Origin of the sequence: methane-oxidizing endosymbiont of Gigantopelta aegis, assembly GCF_016097405.1 — a bacterium.
GTDB lineage: Bacteria > Pseudomonadota > Gammaproteobacteria > Methylococcales > Methylomonadaceae > Methylomarinum.
The window spans coordinates 90,524-107,623 of record NZ_JAEHGD010000002.1; the positions used below are offsets into that span (position 1 = coordinate 90,524).

Sequence of the window (17,100 nt, forward strand, 5' to 3'; positions counted from 1 at the left end):
GCTATCCTGTAAGAAATTAAATTAGGATTGATAGCCTTAACCATAGTTCAGGTCTTTGAATTTTGGAAGGGCTGTTGTTTAATAGTGGGATGGAAACGATAGCAAACAAATGGCGACAGGTTAAGCAACGTATTCGAGAAGCCGAGCAGGCAGCCGGGCGAGATAAAGGGGATGTTTTGTTGTTGGCTGTCAGTAAAACCAAACCGACAAGTGATATTGTGGCTTTGTATCGCTTAGGTCAGCGGCATTTTGCCGAGAGCTATGTGCAGGAGGCTGTGCTAAAACAATCGGCGTTGGCAGCTTTTGATATCAGTTGGCATTTTATCGGCCCGATTCAGTCGAATAAAACCAAAGTAATTGCCAGGCATTTTAGTTGGGTGCATAGCGTCGATCGGCTGAAGATTGCGCGTAGGCTCAGTGATCAAAGACCCGATACATTGCCGCCGTTGAATATCTGCTTACAAGTCAATATCAGTGGCGAGGCGAGCAAATCCGGTATCAGTCTGGGGGATTTGCCAGAATTAATTGATGCTGTCAGGTCATTGCCGCGTCTTCGATTACGCGGTGTGATGGCCATCCCTGAGCCGGAACAGGATTTTCAAAAGCAACGACAGCCGTTTGCCCAACTGCATCAGGCTGTTAATGCCTTATCCGGTACTCCGCTGGATACCTTTTCAATGGGGATGTCCGCTGATTTGGAGGCGGCTATTGCTGAGGGAGCGACGATTGTACGGGTAGGGACGGGGCTATTTGGGCCAAGGCAGTATCCATAAGATGACCGACATCGAATTGCGATAACAGCAGCTTTATTCCCATGGCTAAAAGAATAAATATGATAACCGGCCGTAAAATGGTGTCTGGTAATTTTTTGCCGATCATGCTACCGAGATAAATGGCCGGTAAACCGCCTAATAACAGACCCGTTAGCAGGCTGAAATCAATCGTTCCGAAATGGAGATGGCCAAATCCGGCAATGGCCGTTAAAGGGACAGCGTGTGCCAAGTCGGTGCCAACAATGTTAATAGGGCGTTTGTAGGGATAGAGAATAAATAAAATAGCTGAGCCGATAGCACCAGCACCGACCGACGATAAGGTGACGACGATGCCCAACAAGCAACCGGACAATACGGTGATATGCGGGCGATAATCGCGAATCATGCGAATGACGGCATTGTCATTGTGCTTGTTATGGATAAAATTGAGTAGGCGGTTTTTTAAGGCAATGATCGCTGCGGTCAGTACCAGCATGACGCCGAGCGTGCCGATAATCAGATGATCGTAATTGATGTGCTGCTGTTTGAGCTGTTCGAGCAGACAAATGGTCAGCAGAGTGCAAGGAACGCTGCCGCTGCCGAGCAGTAAAACAACTTTCCAGTCGACGGTTTTGTTTTTGTGGTGAAAGAAGACACCGCTGCTTTTGGTGATGGCGGCGTACATTAAATCAGTTCCGACGGCTATGGCAGGCGTAATGCCAAATCCGAGCACCAGTATTGGTGTCATCAGCGAGCCGCCACCGACGCCAGTTAGACCGATGATAAGTCCGACCAAGGCGCCGGCTGCAATGTGAATCAGTTCCATGCGTTATGATAATGGGTTAAAACCGGGCTTTATGGGTTGCCGGTTGTTTGGAAAGGAATGTGTGCATGTCAGATGGTATTTTTATCTGGAATACTTTCATCAATATATTCAAAAATTTTGACCACTTGTTTAACGCCGTTGACGCGCCGCGCCATTTCTCCGGCAACATAGCCTTCGTTACGGTGTACCAGTCCCATCAGATAGACGACGCCGTTTTCGGTCACCACTTTGATACGGGTGGCGTCAAAGCCTGGAATTGTGCGGATTTCACTGATAGCTGATTTAACCTTGGTCGTCAGCAGGGTGTCATGGGCGCGACTGCTTAACGGACTTGGCTCGGCTAGAGCGATTTCGTTGTGGACTATTTTGACACCGGGGATGGTTCTGATTATGGCAATGATTTTGTCACGTAAAGCCGCTGTCGGCGCTTCACCTGTCACCAAAACAATGCCGTTATAGGCGGTGACATTAATATGGGTTTTGTCCCGAATCTCATCATCGGCATTCAGTTCGATGCCAGCATCAATTTCTATTTTTTCATCCCGCAGCAAGGCTTCACTGGTTCGCCTATCGTGTAACAAGGACAGGCCAGATGCTTCGGCTGCACCCGTTGCGACAGTTGTGCAGGCGTTCGTACCGAACAGTAGTGGTAGTAAAACGAGGAGTTTTTTCATATTAGTGCTGTGCCCTTTAATTAAAATCACTAATTGCATGTTGTATTTAACCTGTTGATATACATGATAATACCTCGGATTATGACCAGTCATTTAAATGGTTTGTCGAAAATGCCTTTGCATGAATCGAGTACCGAATTCAAAGGGGGCTGCATTAGCCTCCAAAGAGCTGATGGTCGACCAGGTCACATAAACAGTGTGTGATCAGTAAGTGTGTTTCCTGAATGCGGGGTGCGAGTGTTGCTGGCACACGAATTTCAAGATCAGTTTCGTTCAAAATATTCGCTAGGGAGCCACCGCTTTGTCCTGTCAGCGCGATAACCGGGATATTTTTTTCCTGCGCGACGGTAACGGTTTTCAAAATATTTGCCGAATTCCCGCTGGTGGTATAACACAATAAAACATCACCTTCCTGCCCTAATGCCCTGAGCTGTTTGGCAAAAACATCGTCAAAATGATAATCATTGGCGATAGAGGTCAAGGTCAAAGCATCGGCATTCAGCGTGATGGCGGGCAAAGATGGGCGTTCGCGTTGAAACCGGTTCAGCATCAGGGCGGAAAAGTGCAGCGCATTGCCGGATGAGCCGCCATTACCGCAGCTGATGATTTTTTTGTCGTTGACCAGCGCCGCTACCATTAATTGTGAGGCGAATTCAATCAACTCGGGCAAATCGACCATACATTCCTGTTGCAGTTGTATGGCTTGTGAAAAGTTCTCGGTGATGCGTTCCTTAAAGCTCATAAGCGGGATTGAAAAGCGTTTTGTATCCAGTCAATGTGGCTATCGCCGCTGATGGCGATGACATCAAAACGGATAATCGGGTTAATGTTGTGTTGCAGCACATAATGCTGGGTTGCCGCTATTATACGGGATTGCTTGTGTGGCGTAATACTTTCCAGCGCGCTGCCAAAGCGATCGGAGTGGCGATAGCGAACTTCGACGACCACCAAGGTGTCATTATGCTGCATGATCAGATCCAGTTCACCGCTGCGGCAGCGATAATTACGGGTGAGCAGTTTGAGTTTTTGCTTACTTAAAAACTCAAGTGCCTTCTGTTCCGCGTCCGCACCTGTTTTTTGTTGTTGCGTTTGGCGTTTAGTCGTCATAGAAATCGTCGGTTTCGATATCGGTTAGATACTGTGGATTGGCCGGGATGCCATTTTCAAAATCGGCACAAACCAGATGGCGGATAATGTGATTGTCCTGGGTGAGCAAGAGGCGGCCGCTGGCACCCGCATACTCACGGTCACGCATTTCATTCAAGAATGGAATCATATTGTAGGCATCAATGCCTAACGCCAGTAAGCGGCGGTAGGTGTAAGGGGTATTTTGCAGATCGACAAGCAGACTGTTAAAAGAAGGTTCGTCAGCATAAATATCTGGAAAAAACCAGGGAATATCACAAAACCGGATGCCATTCAGGTCGTTGTCCTGACGTGGCATCGGTATGCCGCTATAGATATCAGAGGTGGCATAAACAGGCACATGACGCGCACCGTAAAATTTAAGTTGCGGATTTAACGAACGTGCCGTATCCGGTGTAGCCATCAGAAAAATATTGTCGGCATCGGTGCGTGCGCGGGGCTCAAATTGAATATTGCGATTGAGACGGCGGACCAAGCGGTGGTAACGTCGTTCGCTTTCATCCAGGTTCATCAAGGTTTTGATGGCGGCTGAGAAATCAAAGCTGCTCGGGGCGTAAAAACGGCTTTCAAGAATACGGCCGCCTTGTTGTTGCCAGAATTCTCCCAGATAACCCATCAATCTGTGGCCCTTATGGGTGTCAGGGAGCAAAAACAAGGCTTTGCGATGATCGTTCAGCCAAGCCAAAGTTACAATCTCCCGGCTGTCATCACGAGGGCTTAAGCCAAACTGGATAAGGTTTTCCTTAAAGATATGATCTGCCTGGTTGAGCGCCAGGACGGAAACAGGCAGCTTGTCGGCTGTGGATAATGCTGTAATCGTTGCTTTTTGTAATGGGCCAATAATCAGTTCGGCACCGGCGTTAATCGCGCGATGATACAGCGCGACAGGGTTGTCGACATTGCTGTCATAAAAAACAATATTCGTGGGTGCTGAGTTTGAATCAACACTGTGAGCCGCCTGAATGCCGGACTTTATGATCGCGGCGGCTTTGGCAAAACGCCCTGATAGCGGCAGGAATACGGCGATTGTTGTGGGCTGGGTATTGAATTGAGTGGGGGCATGTTGCAACAGCTGATCCAGAAAATCTCCGTTCGCCGGATGATTCGGGAATTGTGCTTGCCATTGGGCGAGCTGAAGTTGAAACAAATCAGGATCAATTGTGCGTTGTTTAAGTAAATCGGCCAGTGCCATCCAGCCGGCTAAGGTATCGGGGGCAGCAGGTTGTTGCAGAATCAAAGTTTGCCGGGGTAGCCGGTTTAAGGATTCGATGATGGCGATATTGTTTTTTCGGATGGCTTCAGGATCTAGTAATCGCTGGCCCAGTTGAATACGCGACTGAACGCTGCCGAGAACATCACCCGACAAGGCCCTTGCAAAAGCAAGCGCGCTAAAATAATCGCGCTGATGCGAGAGATCGAGTTGTTCGGCCGAAATTTGATTGAGTTTTGTCAATGCACTCTCGGCATTTCCCTGATCAAGGTCAATTTGGGCGCCTAGCAATGCGAATAAGGCTGTTTGCAGAGGATCAAGTTGTTGGCGAGGAATCGATGAAAGCAAGGATTGAGCATGCTCTGACTCACCTGCTTTTAGTAAGGCTTCAGCGGCTCTCAGACGGTATTCAGGCTGCTGCGGCGCGTTTTGCGACAGGTTTTGATATACCCGTGCAGCTTGCTCATATTGGCTGTTATCCATCATGCTTTTGGCTTGCCGAGATTGTTCAAGGAAAGGCTGGTTAGCGGGTACCGATTTGCAAGCTGGTAGTAAGATAATGGCGATAAAAAGTAAAGAGAAAGGGCGTTGACTGGTCATAGAAAGCGTACTTTTGTTAAAGTGAATCAATCAGCATGCTGTGGGCATTGCTCCTAAGTGTACTGTAAATCGTAAAAAATTCCCTTTTTTTAGGGCTTTGTTGCATAAATAATCCACAGCGTACTCTTTTCTTAAATTCCAGTCTTTATTCATGAAACAGAATAACTTTCAGGCATACCCAGGCCTGTCATTTTATTCATTGCGCCGACGCGGAGATACGCCTCAACCATCTGAGCCGCAAAGGTCCGGTTTTTTAATTGGCCACTAAAGAGCGTTTTGATGCGAAACATAGCCGTTTCAGCCAGGCTGCGTTGATGATAACCACTTTCTTGTTTCCATGCCTTTCTCCCGATTTCAGCGCAACGTTGAACAATCGCTGTTCTTGGATGAGTTCTCCCATCTTCATCACTCGGCCATTCCACCGCCCCTTCCCGCGGCGGTATCAATGCATCGGCGCCTTTGTTACGAATCGCCTGATGACACTGGATCGTATCATAAGCGCCATCCGCCGCCACACTGGCAACTTGGTCGTGTTCATCCAGCTGCTCTAATAAATCCGGCAAGACTTCGGAATCACCAACAAAATTAGCCGTCATCTCAACTGCCACGACTTCCTGCGTTTGTGCATCAACCATGATATGGAGTTTACGCCAGGTTCTGCGCTTGCTGGCACCATGTTTGCGAACTTTCCACTCGCCTTCACCGTAGACTTTTAAGCCGGTCGAATCGACGACTAAGTGTCTTGGCGTTCGACTGCTTGAACGAGGCAGCCGAACCTCCAGAGTTTGCTGGCGGCGACTTAATGTACTGTAATGAGGAATCTGGATAGACAGCTTTAATAACTGGACTAACGACAACAAACATCCCTGTGTCGCTCTCAACGGCAGCTTAAAGAGTTCTCTCAGGGTCAATGCGCATTGAATAGCAGTATCAGAATACGTCATCGGGCTTCCTCTATAGCCTGTCTTTTCAGGCTGATGCCATTGCTTGATCATGGATTCTTCGAACCATAGCGTCAATGAACCTCGATTGATCAAGGCTTGATTGTAATTCGACCAATTCTTTAGTTTGTAGCGTTGTTTGTTTTTTCTTGTCCATACCCTATACTATGGGGATCCTTATGATTTATGCAACAAAGCCTTTTTTAGCAAAATTTTAAAGGCAGACTATGCAAACAGACAATGCATCCGAGGCAGGTCAGTTATATGTCGTTGCAACTCCTATTGGCAATTTAGCTGATTTTAGTTTTCGTGCGGTGGAAATATTACAGCAGGCGGATTTGATTGCCGCAGAAGATACACGGCATGCACGCTTGTTGCTGCAACATTATGGTATTTCAACGCAAGTTGTTTCACTGCATCAGCATAATGAAGAAAAGCAAGCGCCTCAGCTGATCGAAAAAATCAAAAATGGCGCAACCGTAGCCTTGATATCGGATGCGGGGACACCGTTGTTGAGCGACCCCGGCATGCCCTTGGTCAAGTTGGCGCGAGAGCAGGGTGTAAAAGTCTCACCTATCCCAGGTAGTTGTGCATTGATTGCCGCATTGTCAGTGTCTGGACTGCCGATAACACGGTTTAGTTTTGAAGGTTTTCCGCCACGTACAACATCTGCGCGAAAGCGTTTTTTGCCGCGCGACAGCAGGTGGAGTGGACCTGGGCTTTTTATGAGTCCAGCCACAGAATTCAAGTAAGCCTAAGTGATATGCTTGAAGTTTTACCACCTGAGCGTGAATGCGTCATTGCGCGAGAATTGACCAAATTACATGAAACGATTGTCAGAGGTCCACTGTCAAATATTTGCGAGCAGGTCAATAATGATCCCAATATGCGTAAGGGTGAATTTGTTGTAATAGTGGCGGGCGCTGAAGCAGTTGATGAAGAGAGCGAACAGTCACAACAAGACGACGAAGCTTTATTAGCTATTTTGTTGAGTGAGTGTTCTGTCAAAACAGCTGCAAGCCTGGCCGCGAAAATCACCGGTCATCGTAAAAAAATCTTTATCAGTTAGCTTTGAAAATGACAGAAGGTAAGTAATTTTTAGGATATCAGGGTATAATAAGAATTGAGCTGGCCGAACAGTCGCTGTGTTGTTGCAAAAATAACACAGAGGAAAGTCCGGGCTCCGCAGGGCAGGGTGCCAGGTAACGCCTGGGGACGTGAGTCCACGGAAAGTGCCACAGAAAATATACCGCCCCTCACCTAGAGTCAAAGATTGTAGGTGAGAGGTAAGGGTGAAATGGTGCGGTAAGAGCGCACCGCGCTGCTGGCAACAGCAGTGGCAGGGTAAACCCCACCCGGAGCAAGATCAAATAGAGGAACAGACGCGCGGCCCGCGCGGTTCCTGGGTAGATTGCTTGAGCATCAGGGCGACCTGATGCCTAGATGAATGGCTGTTCACGACAGAACCCGGCTTACAGGCCAGCTCACCATTCAAAGTGTTTTTAACAATTGGTCGGCATATCTTTTTTGTTAGGATTGAGATGTGTATCACGTTTTTGTGTTGCCTTGAACACAGCTCCTTTTAGTCCTCAAAGGTTCTTTTAAAACCGCTTGATCGGTCTTTTATCCTCCCTCCACAAAAAAAGATTTACAGTTAATCTCAATATTATTTTTGTAACTACTCAGGGTATCCCCTGAAATCCGCCATTTCTGCGTTGGAAAATGGCATTTACACTTGTTAACTGATGTTACGCAGTGGCTCTTTAATTTCATTTCCATAATTCGCCGTTCACCATTACCGAGAAAGAAAAAGCCATCTCTGGCCTCTATTTCTTATCGACACAGAGCGCACAGAGTTATCCCCTAGTTCCTGCTTGTTAATGGCCATTTGTTAATGGCCATTTAAACTGAGCCAAAACTGGCCATTAATATTGAGCCACTTTTCCAGACTTTCTTTTTTATATTAAAGCTGTAACAGTCCCTCTATTTATCTAGGGAACGTTATGAAGGAGTGGATCGTGATTCATCAGATCAAAGCATTACACAATCAAGGCATGGTTTATCGAAGCGTAAGATTGCCAAACAATTGGGTGTTTCTCGCAATACCGTCAGTAAATATCTCAACATGCCAGAAACAGAAATTACTGAGATATTGTCCGATACCGATAGAACTAAGAAACTAGATGAATATCGGGACTACATTATTCAACTGCTGCAAACCTATCCCGATTTATCAGCGGTTAAAGTGTTACGTAAACTGAAGGCCAAGGTTGAAACACTGAGCGTGTCAGATCGTTCTGTCAGACGCTATATTCAAGCACTGAAGCAAGAAATCAGTTTTAAGCAAGCCCGTTACTATGAGCCTGTCATAGATATGGTGCCTGGCGAACAATGTCAGGTTGATGGCGGTGAACTGCGTGGCGTGATGATTAATGGTGTTGAAACCACCGTTTATTTAATGGTCTTCGTATTGTCTTATTCTCGTTTAATGCATGTATCTTTATCAAATAAGCCGATTAATACCGAGATGTTGATCAAACAGCATGATGTCGCCTTCCGTTATTTTGGCGGCATGCCTGAGGAATGTGTTTATGATCAAACTAAACTGGTGGTTATCAGTGAAACCTTCAGGGAATTAAACCTTAATCAGCTTTTTTCTCAGTATGCAACCGCCGCTGGATTTCGTATTCATGCCTGTGAAGGCTATGACCCAGAAAGCAAGGGCAAGGTTGAAGCAGGTGTAAAGTATGCCAAAAACAATGGGCTCTATGGTGAAAGCTTTGCCAGCTGGCATGAATTAGAACAGTATTTTTCTGACTGGTTGGATAATACCGCTAATCAACGTGTTCATGGCAGCACAGGTAAAAAACCCAGAGAATATTATGATCAGTCAGAACAGGCTCATATGCAGCCTTATTTGACACCTTCCTGTATAGCGTCTTATTCAGCAAGTACTGTCGCTACACGTAAAGCCGATAAAACAGGACTTATCGCTTGGCAATCCAATAAATACTCCGTGCCGATGGCCTATCAAAGTGCCCGTGTCGGTGTCAAAACCGAAACAGGTCAGTTAATCATCAGTGATTTAGAAACAGGTAACAAAATTGCTGAACACCTGATCAGCATCGAGAAAGGTCAAGTCATCAAGAACACCGATCATTACCGTGATAAAGCCCAGAGGATAAAAGACTTAGAAGCTGAGCTTTTACACATTTTAGGTGACACAGAGCAGACTCAGGCTTTATGCGCCTTACTTAAAACGACCTCACCCAAAATATATAAAGACCAGCTTTTGGGCGCTAAACAAATAGTCAGCGCGTATTGCAAACAATATGGTGCTATTGAAGCAGAACATTTATCACGATTGATCAATACACCGCGCTTAACAGCAACAGGGTTAAGAGAACGTCTGCTGGCTTTCCAACAAAACCCAGAGAAAAATAACGACTCACAGAGTCAGCAAGTCACACAGGATCAAGTTAATCAGGGTATAGTGCATTAGCGCATTATGCTGCGCTAAATGGCCACCCTGGCGGTCAAGGAGAGAGCCATGTCATCCATTGATCAGGTCACCCAGAAATTCCGAAGCCTACGCATGTCAGCCATTGCAGAACATCTTGAGCCGTTATTAAGCCAAGCTGAGGCAAATGAAAGTTCTTATCTACAGTTTGCACAAAGTCTGGTTGAGTATGAAGAAAATCAACGCAACAGTAAACGTATTGAACAAAACAGACGGCGATCAGGTTTTCCCTTGCATAAAAGCCTGGAAGAGTTTGACTATCGCTTTCAGACCACGATCAGCAAGCGTGAAATGAATAGCCTGTGTGACTTTAACTTTATTGATAATCGAGATAACGTCGTCTTTATCGGGCCGCCAGGTGTGGGTAAAACGCATCTGGCTATTGGTCTGGGGCTTAAAGCGATTGATGCAGGCTATAAAGTCAGCTTCAACACGGCTTTGGCTCTTATGGAAATATTGGAATTAGCTGACTCAAAGGCGAGTTGAAAAAGAAAATCAATCAGCTACTCAAATTTGATGTGTTGATCATTGATGAGCTCGGTTATCTACCGATGAATAAACAAGGTATGCACAACTTGTTTCAATTGATCAATGCGCTCTATGAATACCGCTCAATCATCCTGACAACCAACAAAGAATTTACGAATTGGGGTGAGTTCTTTTTCGACAACAATGTGGCCGTGCCGATTGTAGATAGGCTCATCCATCATTCACACATTTTTATGCTGGGAGGCGAAAGTTATCGACTGAAATCTAAACTTAACAAATAACTATTTCTCTGGAAAAGTGGCTCAATATTAATGGCCGAAACTGGCTCAATTATTTTGGCCGTTGACACCATTAACACTGAGTAGTTAATTTTTTTTAAATATACTTATATATTGATGCAATTAACAGTCTTAATTAAAAATTTGCTTTGAGATATCTGCTGCAATTTGTGCGGTTTTGACTGCATTTTTTAGCATGATTTTCAAAAATAAAGTAACCGTTTTGTGTTGTTGTTTAGCTACAAAGCACATCAAGATAATCAATTAACGAATTGAACAAGCAATGATTTTTGATGTTGTAAAAATGCATATTTTTACTGATACCTCTGCTGTGTTCTAAGTCTTTGTCGCAAAAGAAGGAATTTGTCTTTTTATGCGTCTTGACTAAAGCCAGCGCTAAAACTATAGTGGTTAAAAAATGAGTAAAAGTGGAAAAAAATGGAATTTTTGGGCTAGACGGGGAAAGTTTTGTTTCGAGGTGGTCATGCAATCAATCTTGACGCTAAAGGGCGTATTACGATTCCAACCGCGTATCGGGCGGAGTTGCAAGACTGTTGTGAGCGGCAGATGATCATCACCTATGCGTTGGATGAAAAAGGCAAGAGTGAGATCGGTTGCCTATGGCTGTATCCATTGCCGGAGTGGGAGCGACTCGAACAAACAATCAGCAAGTTGCCGACTGTAAGCAAAACGGCTAGCCGTTTGCGAAGGATGCTGATAGGCAATGCTCATGAATGTGAAATGGATAAGCAAGGGCGTTTGCTGATTGCTGAAACATTACGCACGCATGCGGGTTTCAACAAGAATATTTTTTTATTGGGACAATTAAACAAGTTTGAAGTTTGGAGTCTTGAGGCCTGGCAGGCAAAACAACAGGAATGGCAGCAGGATGACGACGATGAAGACTTGGACGTGCTTGAAAATTTATCCTTTTAAAGGAAGGTGATGGAACATTTTCCAGTTTTATATGAGGAAGCACTGTCGGCATTAAATATTCGTCCCGATGGCGTCTATATCGATTGTACCTTTGGTCGAGGCGGACACAGTCGCGGTATTTTGCAAAAACTAGGGCCTGATGGACGATTGCTGGCGTTGGACAGGGATTTGTCGGCGATTCATTCACAGCTTGCTAAGGAATTAAGCCAGGATAAGCGGTTTTGCTTGCGCCATGCCAGCTTTTCCAAGCTTAGTGAAATAGTAGCCGATGAATTACCGGGGCAAGGCGTTAACGGGATTTTGATGGATTTTGGGGTTTCGTCGCCACAACTCGATGAGGCGGAACGGGGATTTAGTTTTTTGCGCGACGGGCCGTTGGATATGCGCATGGACAGATGCTCAGGAATGAGTGCAGCAGAATGGTTGCAGCAGGTTGATGAGCGGGAACTGGTTCGAGTGTTATTTGACTATGGCGAAGAACGTTTTGCGCGGAAGATAGCTAAAGCGATTATGAAAGCCCGCGGTGAGGCGCCCATCACAAGCACATTGCAGTTAGCGCGATTGATCGAGGAAGCCGTGCCGATGAAGGAAAAAGGCAAGCATCCTGCAACACGAAGTTTTCAGGCGATTCGGATTGAAATCAATCAGGAACTGGAAGAAATCCGGCAGGTGTTGACGCAATCGGTCGATGTGTTGGCGCCGGGGGGGCGGTTAGTCGTGATCGCATTTCATTCGCTGGAAGATAGAATTGTCAAACGCTTTATCCGGCAAGAATCGGGGCGAAAATACAACCCTGGACGCTTGCCGGTGATGGAAAAAGACATTCAGAAGGGTGCATTGAAAAAGATAGGTAAAGCCATTCGCGCCAGTCGTGAGGAAATTGAAAAAAATCCCCGCTCACGCAGCGCAGTGATGCGAGTTGCTGAGAAAATATGATACAGAGTCGCTTTGTTTTGGCGTTTTTGATCGTGCTGTTGTTGGTTTCGGGATTGGCCGTGATTTACAGCAAATATCAATTACGCATGCTCTTTAACAATATACAGAAAGAAGAAAGAAAGCTGGATGAATACGCAGTTGAATGGGGACGCTTACAACTGGAATTGACCATGTTGACGTCAGAAAACCGGGTCGAACGCATCGCGGCAAAAGAGCTAGGTATGATTTTGCCACCTCGGGAGTCGATTATCTATATCAAAACAAAATAATGGATTTTGGTCACGATAAAACACAGGAATCTGGATTTGAAGGGCGCCGCACTGTGATTTTGGCTTTGTTGTTGTTTGCCATGTTGTCGCTCGTGATCAAAGCGGTTTATTTGCAGGTGGTTGATAAGCACTTTTTGCAAAAACGGGCTCGGCAGCAATACAGTGACATTGTTTCGGTGCCGGCTTATCGTGGACAGATCAAGGATCGGCAAGGTGAAGCCTTGGCGATCAGTACGCCTATACAAGCAGTCATTCTGAAACCGAATAAAGTGGAAGATTGGGGTAAAGTCAAGGAAATTGCAGATTTATTAGGGGTCAGCACAAAAAAAATTCAAGCGATTCAGAGGCACAGTGCGAACAAGTCGTTTATTTATTTGAAGCGCCAGGTTAATCCTGATCTGGCAGAAAAAATCAGGCTGATGAACGAAGCAGGTATTGGCTTTGAAAAGGCGCTGAAGCGTTTTTATCCGGCCGGCGAAGTCGCAGGTCATTTGGTTGGGTTTACCAATGTTGATGATGTCGGCTTAGAAGGAATCGAGCGCGCTTATGACGCTATTTTGAAAGGGCAGCCGGGGAAAAAGAAGGTTATTAAGGATGGTAAAGGACATATTATCAACGACCTTGAAATCATTCGAGAACCGATTGCGGGCCAGGACTTGACGCTCAGTATCGATAACAGAATTCAATATTTAGCGTATCGGGAATTGAAAAAGGCGGTGATTGAAAATCAGGCGGCTGCGGCGGCGTTGGTAGTGCTTGATGCGAAAACCGGCGAAGTGTTGGCGGCCGTCAATCAGCCTGCATTTAATCCGAATAATCGACAGCGATTGAATGCAAAATATTATCGGAATCGGGCCATTATTGATGTCTTTGAGCCGGGGTCAACCGTTAAGCCATTTGTTATGTTGGCGGCACTTGATGGGGGGTATGTCGGCGTTGATGAGAAAATTGAAACACATGGGTTTTACCGCGTAAAAAGAAGGTTGGTGCGGGATACGCATAATTATAAAACATTGGATCTGACGGGCGTGTTGAAAAAATCCAGCAATGTTGCAATCAGTAAAATTGCCTTGAGAATGCCCGCCGAGTTTTTATGGAACACTTATCAGCGATTAGGGTTTGGCGTTTCGGCGGGTGTGGGTTTTCCCGGTGAAGCGCGGGGGCGATTACCTGATTTTCAGGGTTGGGGTAAATTTGAACAGGCTACCTTGTCATTTGGTTATGGATTGAGCGTTTCCGTCTTGCAATTGGCGCGCGCCTATACCGCATTGGCCGATGATGGCGTATTGCATTCGGTAAGTCTTTTGCCTAGAAAAAAGGATGATCAGGCGGAACGGGTTTTCAGTATTGAAAATACGCGCCGCGTCAGGCGCATGCTCGAAGCAGTGGTAGAAAAAGGCGGAACGGCAACCCGGGCACGCGTACCGGGCTATCGGGTGGCCGGAAAAACCGGAACGGTGAAAAAGTCAGAAGGCAGAAAAGGCTATTCAAAACACAACTATTTTGCAGTTTTTGTCGGTATGGCGCCGGCTAGCAATCCGCGCTATGTGATTGCGGTGATGGTCGATGACCCGAGCGCCGGTGATTATTATGGCGGCTTGGTTGCCGCGCCTGTTTTTTCCAAGGTGATGGCAGGGGTGTTACGGGTGTATGGGGTAAGCCCTGATCGGGAAGAATCCATGCCGGTTTTGTTGATGAAAAATGAAACTGAGTAAGTTATTAAACGGTCGTGTGGTACCGGAAAGTGATATCGAAATAAGGGGCTTGACTCTGGACAGCCGACAGCTTCAGCCGGGAGACTTGTTTATTGCCTTGAATGGTGAAAACAGTCATGGATTGGCGTTTTGTTCTGAAGCTAAAAAGCGTGGTGCGTGTGCTGTTATTTATGACCCGGCAGGGATCGGGGATGAGGTGGCGACAACGGTGTCTGGCCTACCTAGCTACCCTGTTGAGGATTTGAGTCGGCATGTGGGGGAAATTGCCGCACGATTTTACGGTTATCCAAGCCGCAGCTTAACCATAATTGGTGTGACTGGCACGAATGGCAAGACCAGTTGCAGCCAGTTCTTGGCGCAGTTGTTACCTGATTGTGGCGTGATCGGCACATTGGGTTGGGGGCGCCCTGAGCAGTTGAATGATACGCTGAATACGACGCCTGATGCGGTAACGGTTCAGCGAATACTGGCCCGCTTTGTCGAGCAAGGGTTGCGTTATGTCGCGATGGAAGTCTCTTCACATGGGCTGGCGCAAGGACGGGTTGTGGGAGTGGAATTTAGCGGGGCGTTATTTACCAATCTAAGCCGGGATCATCTCGATTATCACGGCTCGATGACACATTATCTGGCCGCAAAAATGGCGTTGCTACAAAGACCAGAACTGAAATTCAGGGTTGTCAATCGGGATGATGATTATGCTGGGCAGATTCTTCAGCAGCTGCAACAGCAGAACAATATCTGGGGATTCGGGCGGTGTTTGGATGATGGTGCGGTACAGGAAAATATACAAATAAAAAATATTGAATGCAATTTGGACGGGAGTCATTTTGAACTGGTCTGGCGGGGGCAGAGGCAAGTGGTTGATAGCCGTATAACGGGACAATTCAATATCGAAAATATGGCTGCAGTCGCGACGGTTTTGCTGGCTTTAGGCTGGTCTTTGAACGCGGTGGCAAAGCAATTGAAGACATTGACGCCGGTTGCAGGGCGCATGGAAACCCTGGGTGGCAAAGATAAACCGATAGTCGTGATTGATTACGCACATACACCGGATGCCTTGGCGCAGTTATTGGCGAATTTAAAACAACAGGCGAAAAAATTAACCGTGGTGTTTGGCTGTGGCGGCAACCGGGATCAAGGCAAACGGTCTTTGATGGGAGAAGTCGCCAGCCAGTGGGCCGATTATGTGATTGTGACCGATGATAACCCGCGCTTTGAAGCCAGTGAGGCGATTATCGCTGATATTTTACAAGGTTGTGTGGCTGAGAAAACACAGGTTATCAGCGATCGTCACATGGCGATAAGCCGTGCCATTGCAAAGGCACAGGCAGGCGATTGTGTGGTGATTGCTGGTAAAGGGCATGAGCAGTATCAGGATATACAGGGAGTCAAAACTGGGTTTAGTGACCAGTCTGTCGTGCGAGCAGCGCTGGAAAGGTATTGATTATGCAAATGAATGTTTCAGACATCGCAGCCGCGACAGCCGCTGAATGGATGGGTAAGGATATTGAGCTCAATGCCGTCAGTATCAATACGCGCAGCCTGAACAAAGGTGATTTATATATTGCCATCAAGGGCGAGCGTTTCGATGGGCATGATTTTATTGATACGGCCATTCAGGCGGGTGCTGCGGCCGTGATGGTGATGTGGCCGATGGCTGTGGACGTACCCCAAATCGTTGTCAAAGATACGCGAGAAGCCTTAGCTGATTTAGCCAAGGCATGGCGCAGGCAGCTTTCACTGAAGGTTGTCGGTATTACCGGCAGCAATGGCAAAACCAGTGTGAAAGAAATGACGGCCAGCCTGCTTAAACAAGCCGGTAATGTTTTATATACCGACGGGAATTTGAATAATGACTTAGGCGTTCCTTTAACCCTGTTGCGGATAACGCCGCAGCACGATTACGCCGTGGTGGAAATGGGTGCGAATCATGCGGGTGAAATTGCCTTCACCAGCCAATTGACCCAGCCGGATGTGGCGGTGTTGAACAATGTCGGGCCGGCGCATCTTGAAGGTTTTGGCAGTCTTCAAGGGGTTGCAATAGCAAAAGGCGAGCTGATCGACAGTTTGGCCGATGACGGTGTTGCGGTTTTAAACCGGGATGATGCTTTTTTTGAATATTGGCGGCAGCGCGCCGGGGCTCGTAAGGTACTGTCGTTCGGATTACATGAAACGGCTGATGTCAGGGCGTTGAATATTCGGCAACGCGTAGACCGAGGCCGGTTTGTGACAGACTTTACGATGAAAACCGAATATTTCGAAATGCCTGTGACGCTGGCGCTGGCTGGTGAACATAATGTTCGCAATGCATTGGCAGCAAGTGCGGCTGTTATGGCATTAGGACTGGATGCAGAGCAGATTCAGCATGGCTTGGCCGATGTGCAACCAGTAGGTGGACGATTGACGCCACTGATGCATCGAGCCGGCGGACTGTTGCTTGATGACAGTTATAACGCCAATCCCGCTTCCATTGAAGCAGCGTTGAAGGTGCTGGTTCAAAAAGATGGCGAGCCGTGGGTTGTGTTAGGCGCACTGGGTGAAATGGGTGAAGATAGCCCCGATATTCATCGGAAGTTAGGAGCGTTAATGAAAACGATGGGTATTGAAAAGTTATTCGCGACGGGTGCCGATGCTGAATATGCGGTCGAGGCGTTCGGTAGCGGTGGGGCGTTTTTTCAATCGCAACAAACATTGATCGAAACAGTGCAGCAAACATTGACAGCAGAGGCCAATATTTTAGTGAAAGGGTCGCGCGCGCAACAGATGGAGAAGGTGGTGGCTGTTTTGACAAATAATGACGGGAATTGA

General features: G+C 46.8%; 14 protein-coding genes, 1 other RNA gene and 3 pseudogenes. 12 read left to right on the plus strand and 6 right to left on the minus strand.

Annotated elements, in window-relative coordinates:
• Nucleotides 1–89 precede the first annotated feature (89 nt).
• Nucleotides 90–773 (plus strand): YggS family pyridoxal phosphate-dependent enzyme, encoded by a 684-nt coding sequence (locus JEU20_RS11225; protein WP_198246705.1) that lies wholly within the window; start codon nt 90–92, stop codon nt 771–773.
• On the opposite strand, the gene JEU20_RS11230 is transcribed toward JEU20_RS11225, so the two are convergent.
• The 6 genes and pseudogenes from JEU20_RS11230 to JEU20_RS11255 form a co-directional block, all read right to left on the minus strand.
• The gene (locus tag JEU20_RS11230) at nt 706–1,578 is read right to left on the minus strand and encodes a sulfite exporter TauE/SafE family protein (RefSeq protein ID WP_198246157.1); all 873 of its coding nucleotides are present in this window, start codon (nt 1,576–1,578) and stop codon (nt 706–708) included. The genes JEU20_RS11225 and JEU20_RS11230 overlap by 68 nt on opposite strands.
• Nucleotides 1,579–1,646: 68 nt before the next feature.
• Nucleotides 1,647–2,345 carry a BON domain-containing protein gene (locus tag JEU20_RS11235; protein ID WP_198246158.1) on the minus strand — a complete coding sequence of 233 codons (699 nt, stop codon included), beginning with the start codon at nt 2,343–2,345 and terminating at the stop codon, nt 1,647–1,649.
• Nucleotides 2,346–2,406: 61 nt separating this feature from the next.
• On the minus strand, nt 2,407–2,994 hold the full coding sequence (locus tag JEU20_RS11240) for an SIS domain-containing protein (RefSeq protein WP_198246160.1): 588 nt from the start codon (nt 2,992–2,994) through the stop codon (nt 2,407–2,409).
• Nucleotides 2,991–3,359, minus strand: coding sequence for a YraN family protein (locus JEU20_RS11245; RefSeq protein ID WP_198246162.1), 369 nt, complete (start codon nt 3,357–3,359; stop codon nt 2,991–2,993). The genes JEU20_RS11240 and JEU20_RS11245 overlap by 4 nt, the downstream gene beginning before the upstream one ends.
• Nucleotides 3,349–5,208, minus strand: a complete 1,860-nt coding sequence (locus JEU20_RS11250) for a penicillin-binding protein activator (RefSeq protein ID WP_198246164.1) — start codon at nt 5,206–5,208, stop codon at nt 3,349–3,351. Before JEU20_RS11250 ends, JEU20_RS11245 begins: the two co-directional genes overlap by 11 nt.
• Nucleotides 5,209–5,357: 149 nt before the next feature.
• Nucleotides 5,358–6,290 (minus strand): annotated as a pseudogene (locus tag JEU20_RS11255) (IS5 family transposase); the annotation flags it as partial.
• Nucleotides 6,291–6,376: 86 nt separating this feature from the next.
• On the opposite strand from JEU20_RS11255, the gene rsmI reads away from it, so the two are divergent.
• The 11 genes and pseudogenes from rsmI (at nt 6,377) to JEU20_RS11305 (ending at nt 17,100) form a co-directional block, all read left to right on the plus strand.
• A complete protein-coding gene (gene rsmI / locus JEU20_RS15625) occupies nt 6,377–6,901 on the plus strand; it encodes a 16S rRNA (cytidine(1402)-2'-O)-methyltransferase (RefSeq protein ID WP_342590509.1) in 525 nt (174 codons plus the stop codon).
• Nucleotides 6,902–6,912: 11 nt separating this feature from the next.
• Nucleotides 6,913–7,218 carry a hypothetical protein gene (locus JEU20_RS15630; RefSeq protein ID WP_342590510.1) on the plus strand — a complete coding sequence of 102 codons (306 nt, stop codon included), beginning with the start codon at nt 6,913–6,915 and terminating at the stop codon, nt 7,216–7,218.
• 55 nt (nt 7,219–7,273) lie between these two features.
• Nucleotides 7,274–7,640: RNase P RNA component class A (gene rnpB, locus JEU20_RS11265), an RNA gene on the plus strand.
• 527 nt (nt 7,641–8,167) lie between these two features.
• Nucleotides 8,168–9,713 (plus strand): annotated as a pseudogene (gene istA, locus JEU20_RS11270) (IS21 family transposase).
• Nucleotides 9,700–10,439: pseudogene (gene istB, locus JEU20_RS11275) on the plus strand (IS21-like element helper ATPase IstB). Before istA ends, istB begins: the two co-directional pseudogenes overlap by 14 nt.
• Before the next feature lie 465 nt (nt 10,440–10,904).
• Nucleotides 10,905–11,372 (plus strand): division/cell wall cluster transcriptional repressor MraZ, encoded by a 468-nt coding sequence (gene mraZ / locus JEU20_RS11280; protein WP_198246167.1) that lies wholly within the window; start codon nt 10,905–10,907, stop codon nt 11,370–11,372.
• A gap of 9 nt (nt 11,373–11,381) precedes the next feature.
• Nucleotides 11,382–12,308: a 16S rRNA (cytosine(1402)-N(4))-methyltransferase RsmH gene (gene rsmH / locus JEU20_RS11285; protein WP_198246169.1), complete on the plus strand. Its 927-nt coding sequence runs from the start codon at nt 11,382–11,384 to the stop codon at nt 12,306–12,308.
• On the plus strand, nt 12,305–12,577 hold the full coding sequence (gene ftsL / locus JEU20_RS11290; protein ID WP_198246171.1) for a cell division protein FtsL: 273 nt from the start codon (nt 12,305–12,307) through the stop codon (nt 12,575–12,577). The genes rsmH and ftsL overlap by 4 nt, the downstream gene beginning before the upstream one ends.
• Nucleotides 12,577–14,292, plus strand: coding sequence for a peptidoglycan D,D-transpeptidase FtsI family protein (locus JEU20_RS11295; protein ID WP_245395235.1), 1,716 nt, complete (start codon nt 12,577–12,579; stop codon nt 14,290–14,292). Before ftsL ends, JEU20_RS11295 begins: the two co-directional genes overlap by 1 nt.
• Nucleotides 14,279–15,736, plus strand: coding sequence for a UDP-N-acetylmuramoyl-L-alanyl-D-glutamate--2,6-diaminopimelate ligase (locus JEU20_RS11300; protein WP_198246173.1), 1,458 nt, complete (start codon nt 14,279–14,281; stop codon nt 15,734–15,736). Before JEU20_RS11295 ends, JEU20_RS11300 begins: the two co-directional genes overlap by 14 nt.
• 2 nt (nt 15,737–15,738) lie before the next feature.
• Nucleotides 15,739–17,100 carry a UDP-N-acetylmuramoyl-tripeptide--D-alanyl-D-alanine ligase gene (locus tag JEU20_RS11305; RefSeq protein WP_198246176.1) on the plus strand — a complete coding sequence of 454 codons (1,362 nt, stop codon included), beginning with the start codon at nt 15,739–15,741 and terminating at the stop codon, nt 17,098–17,100.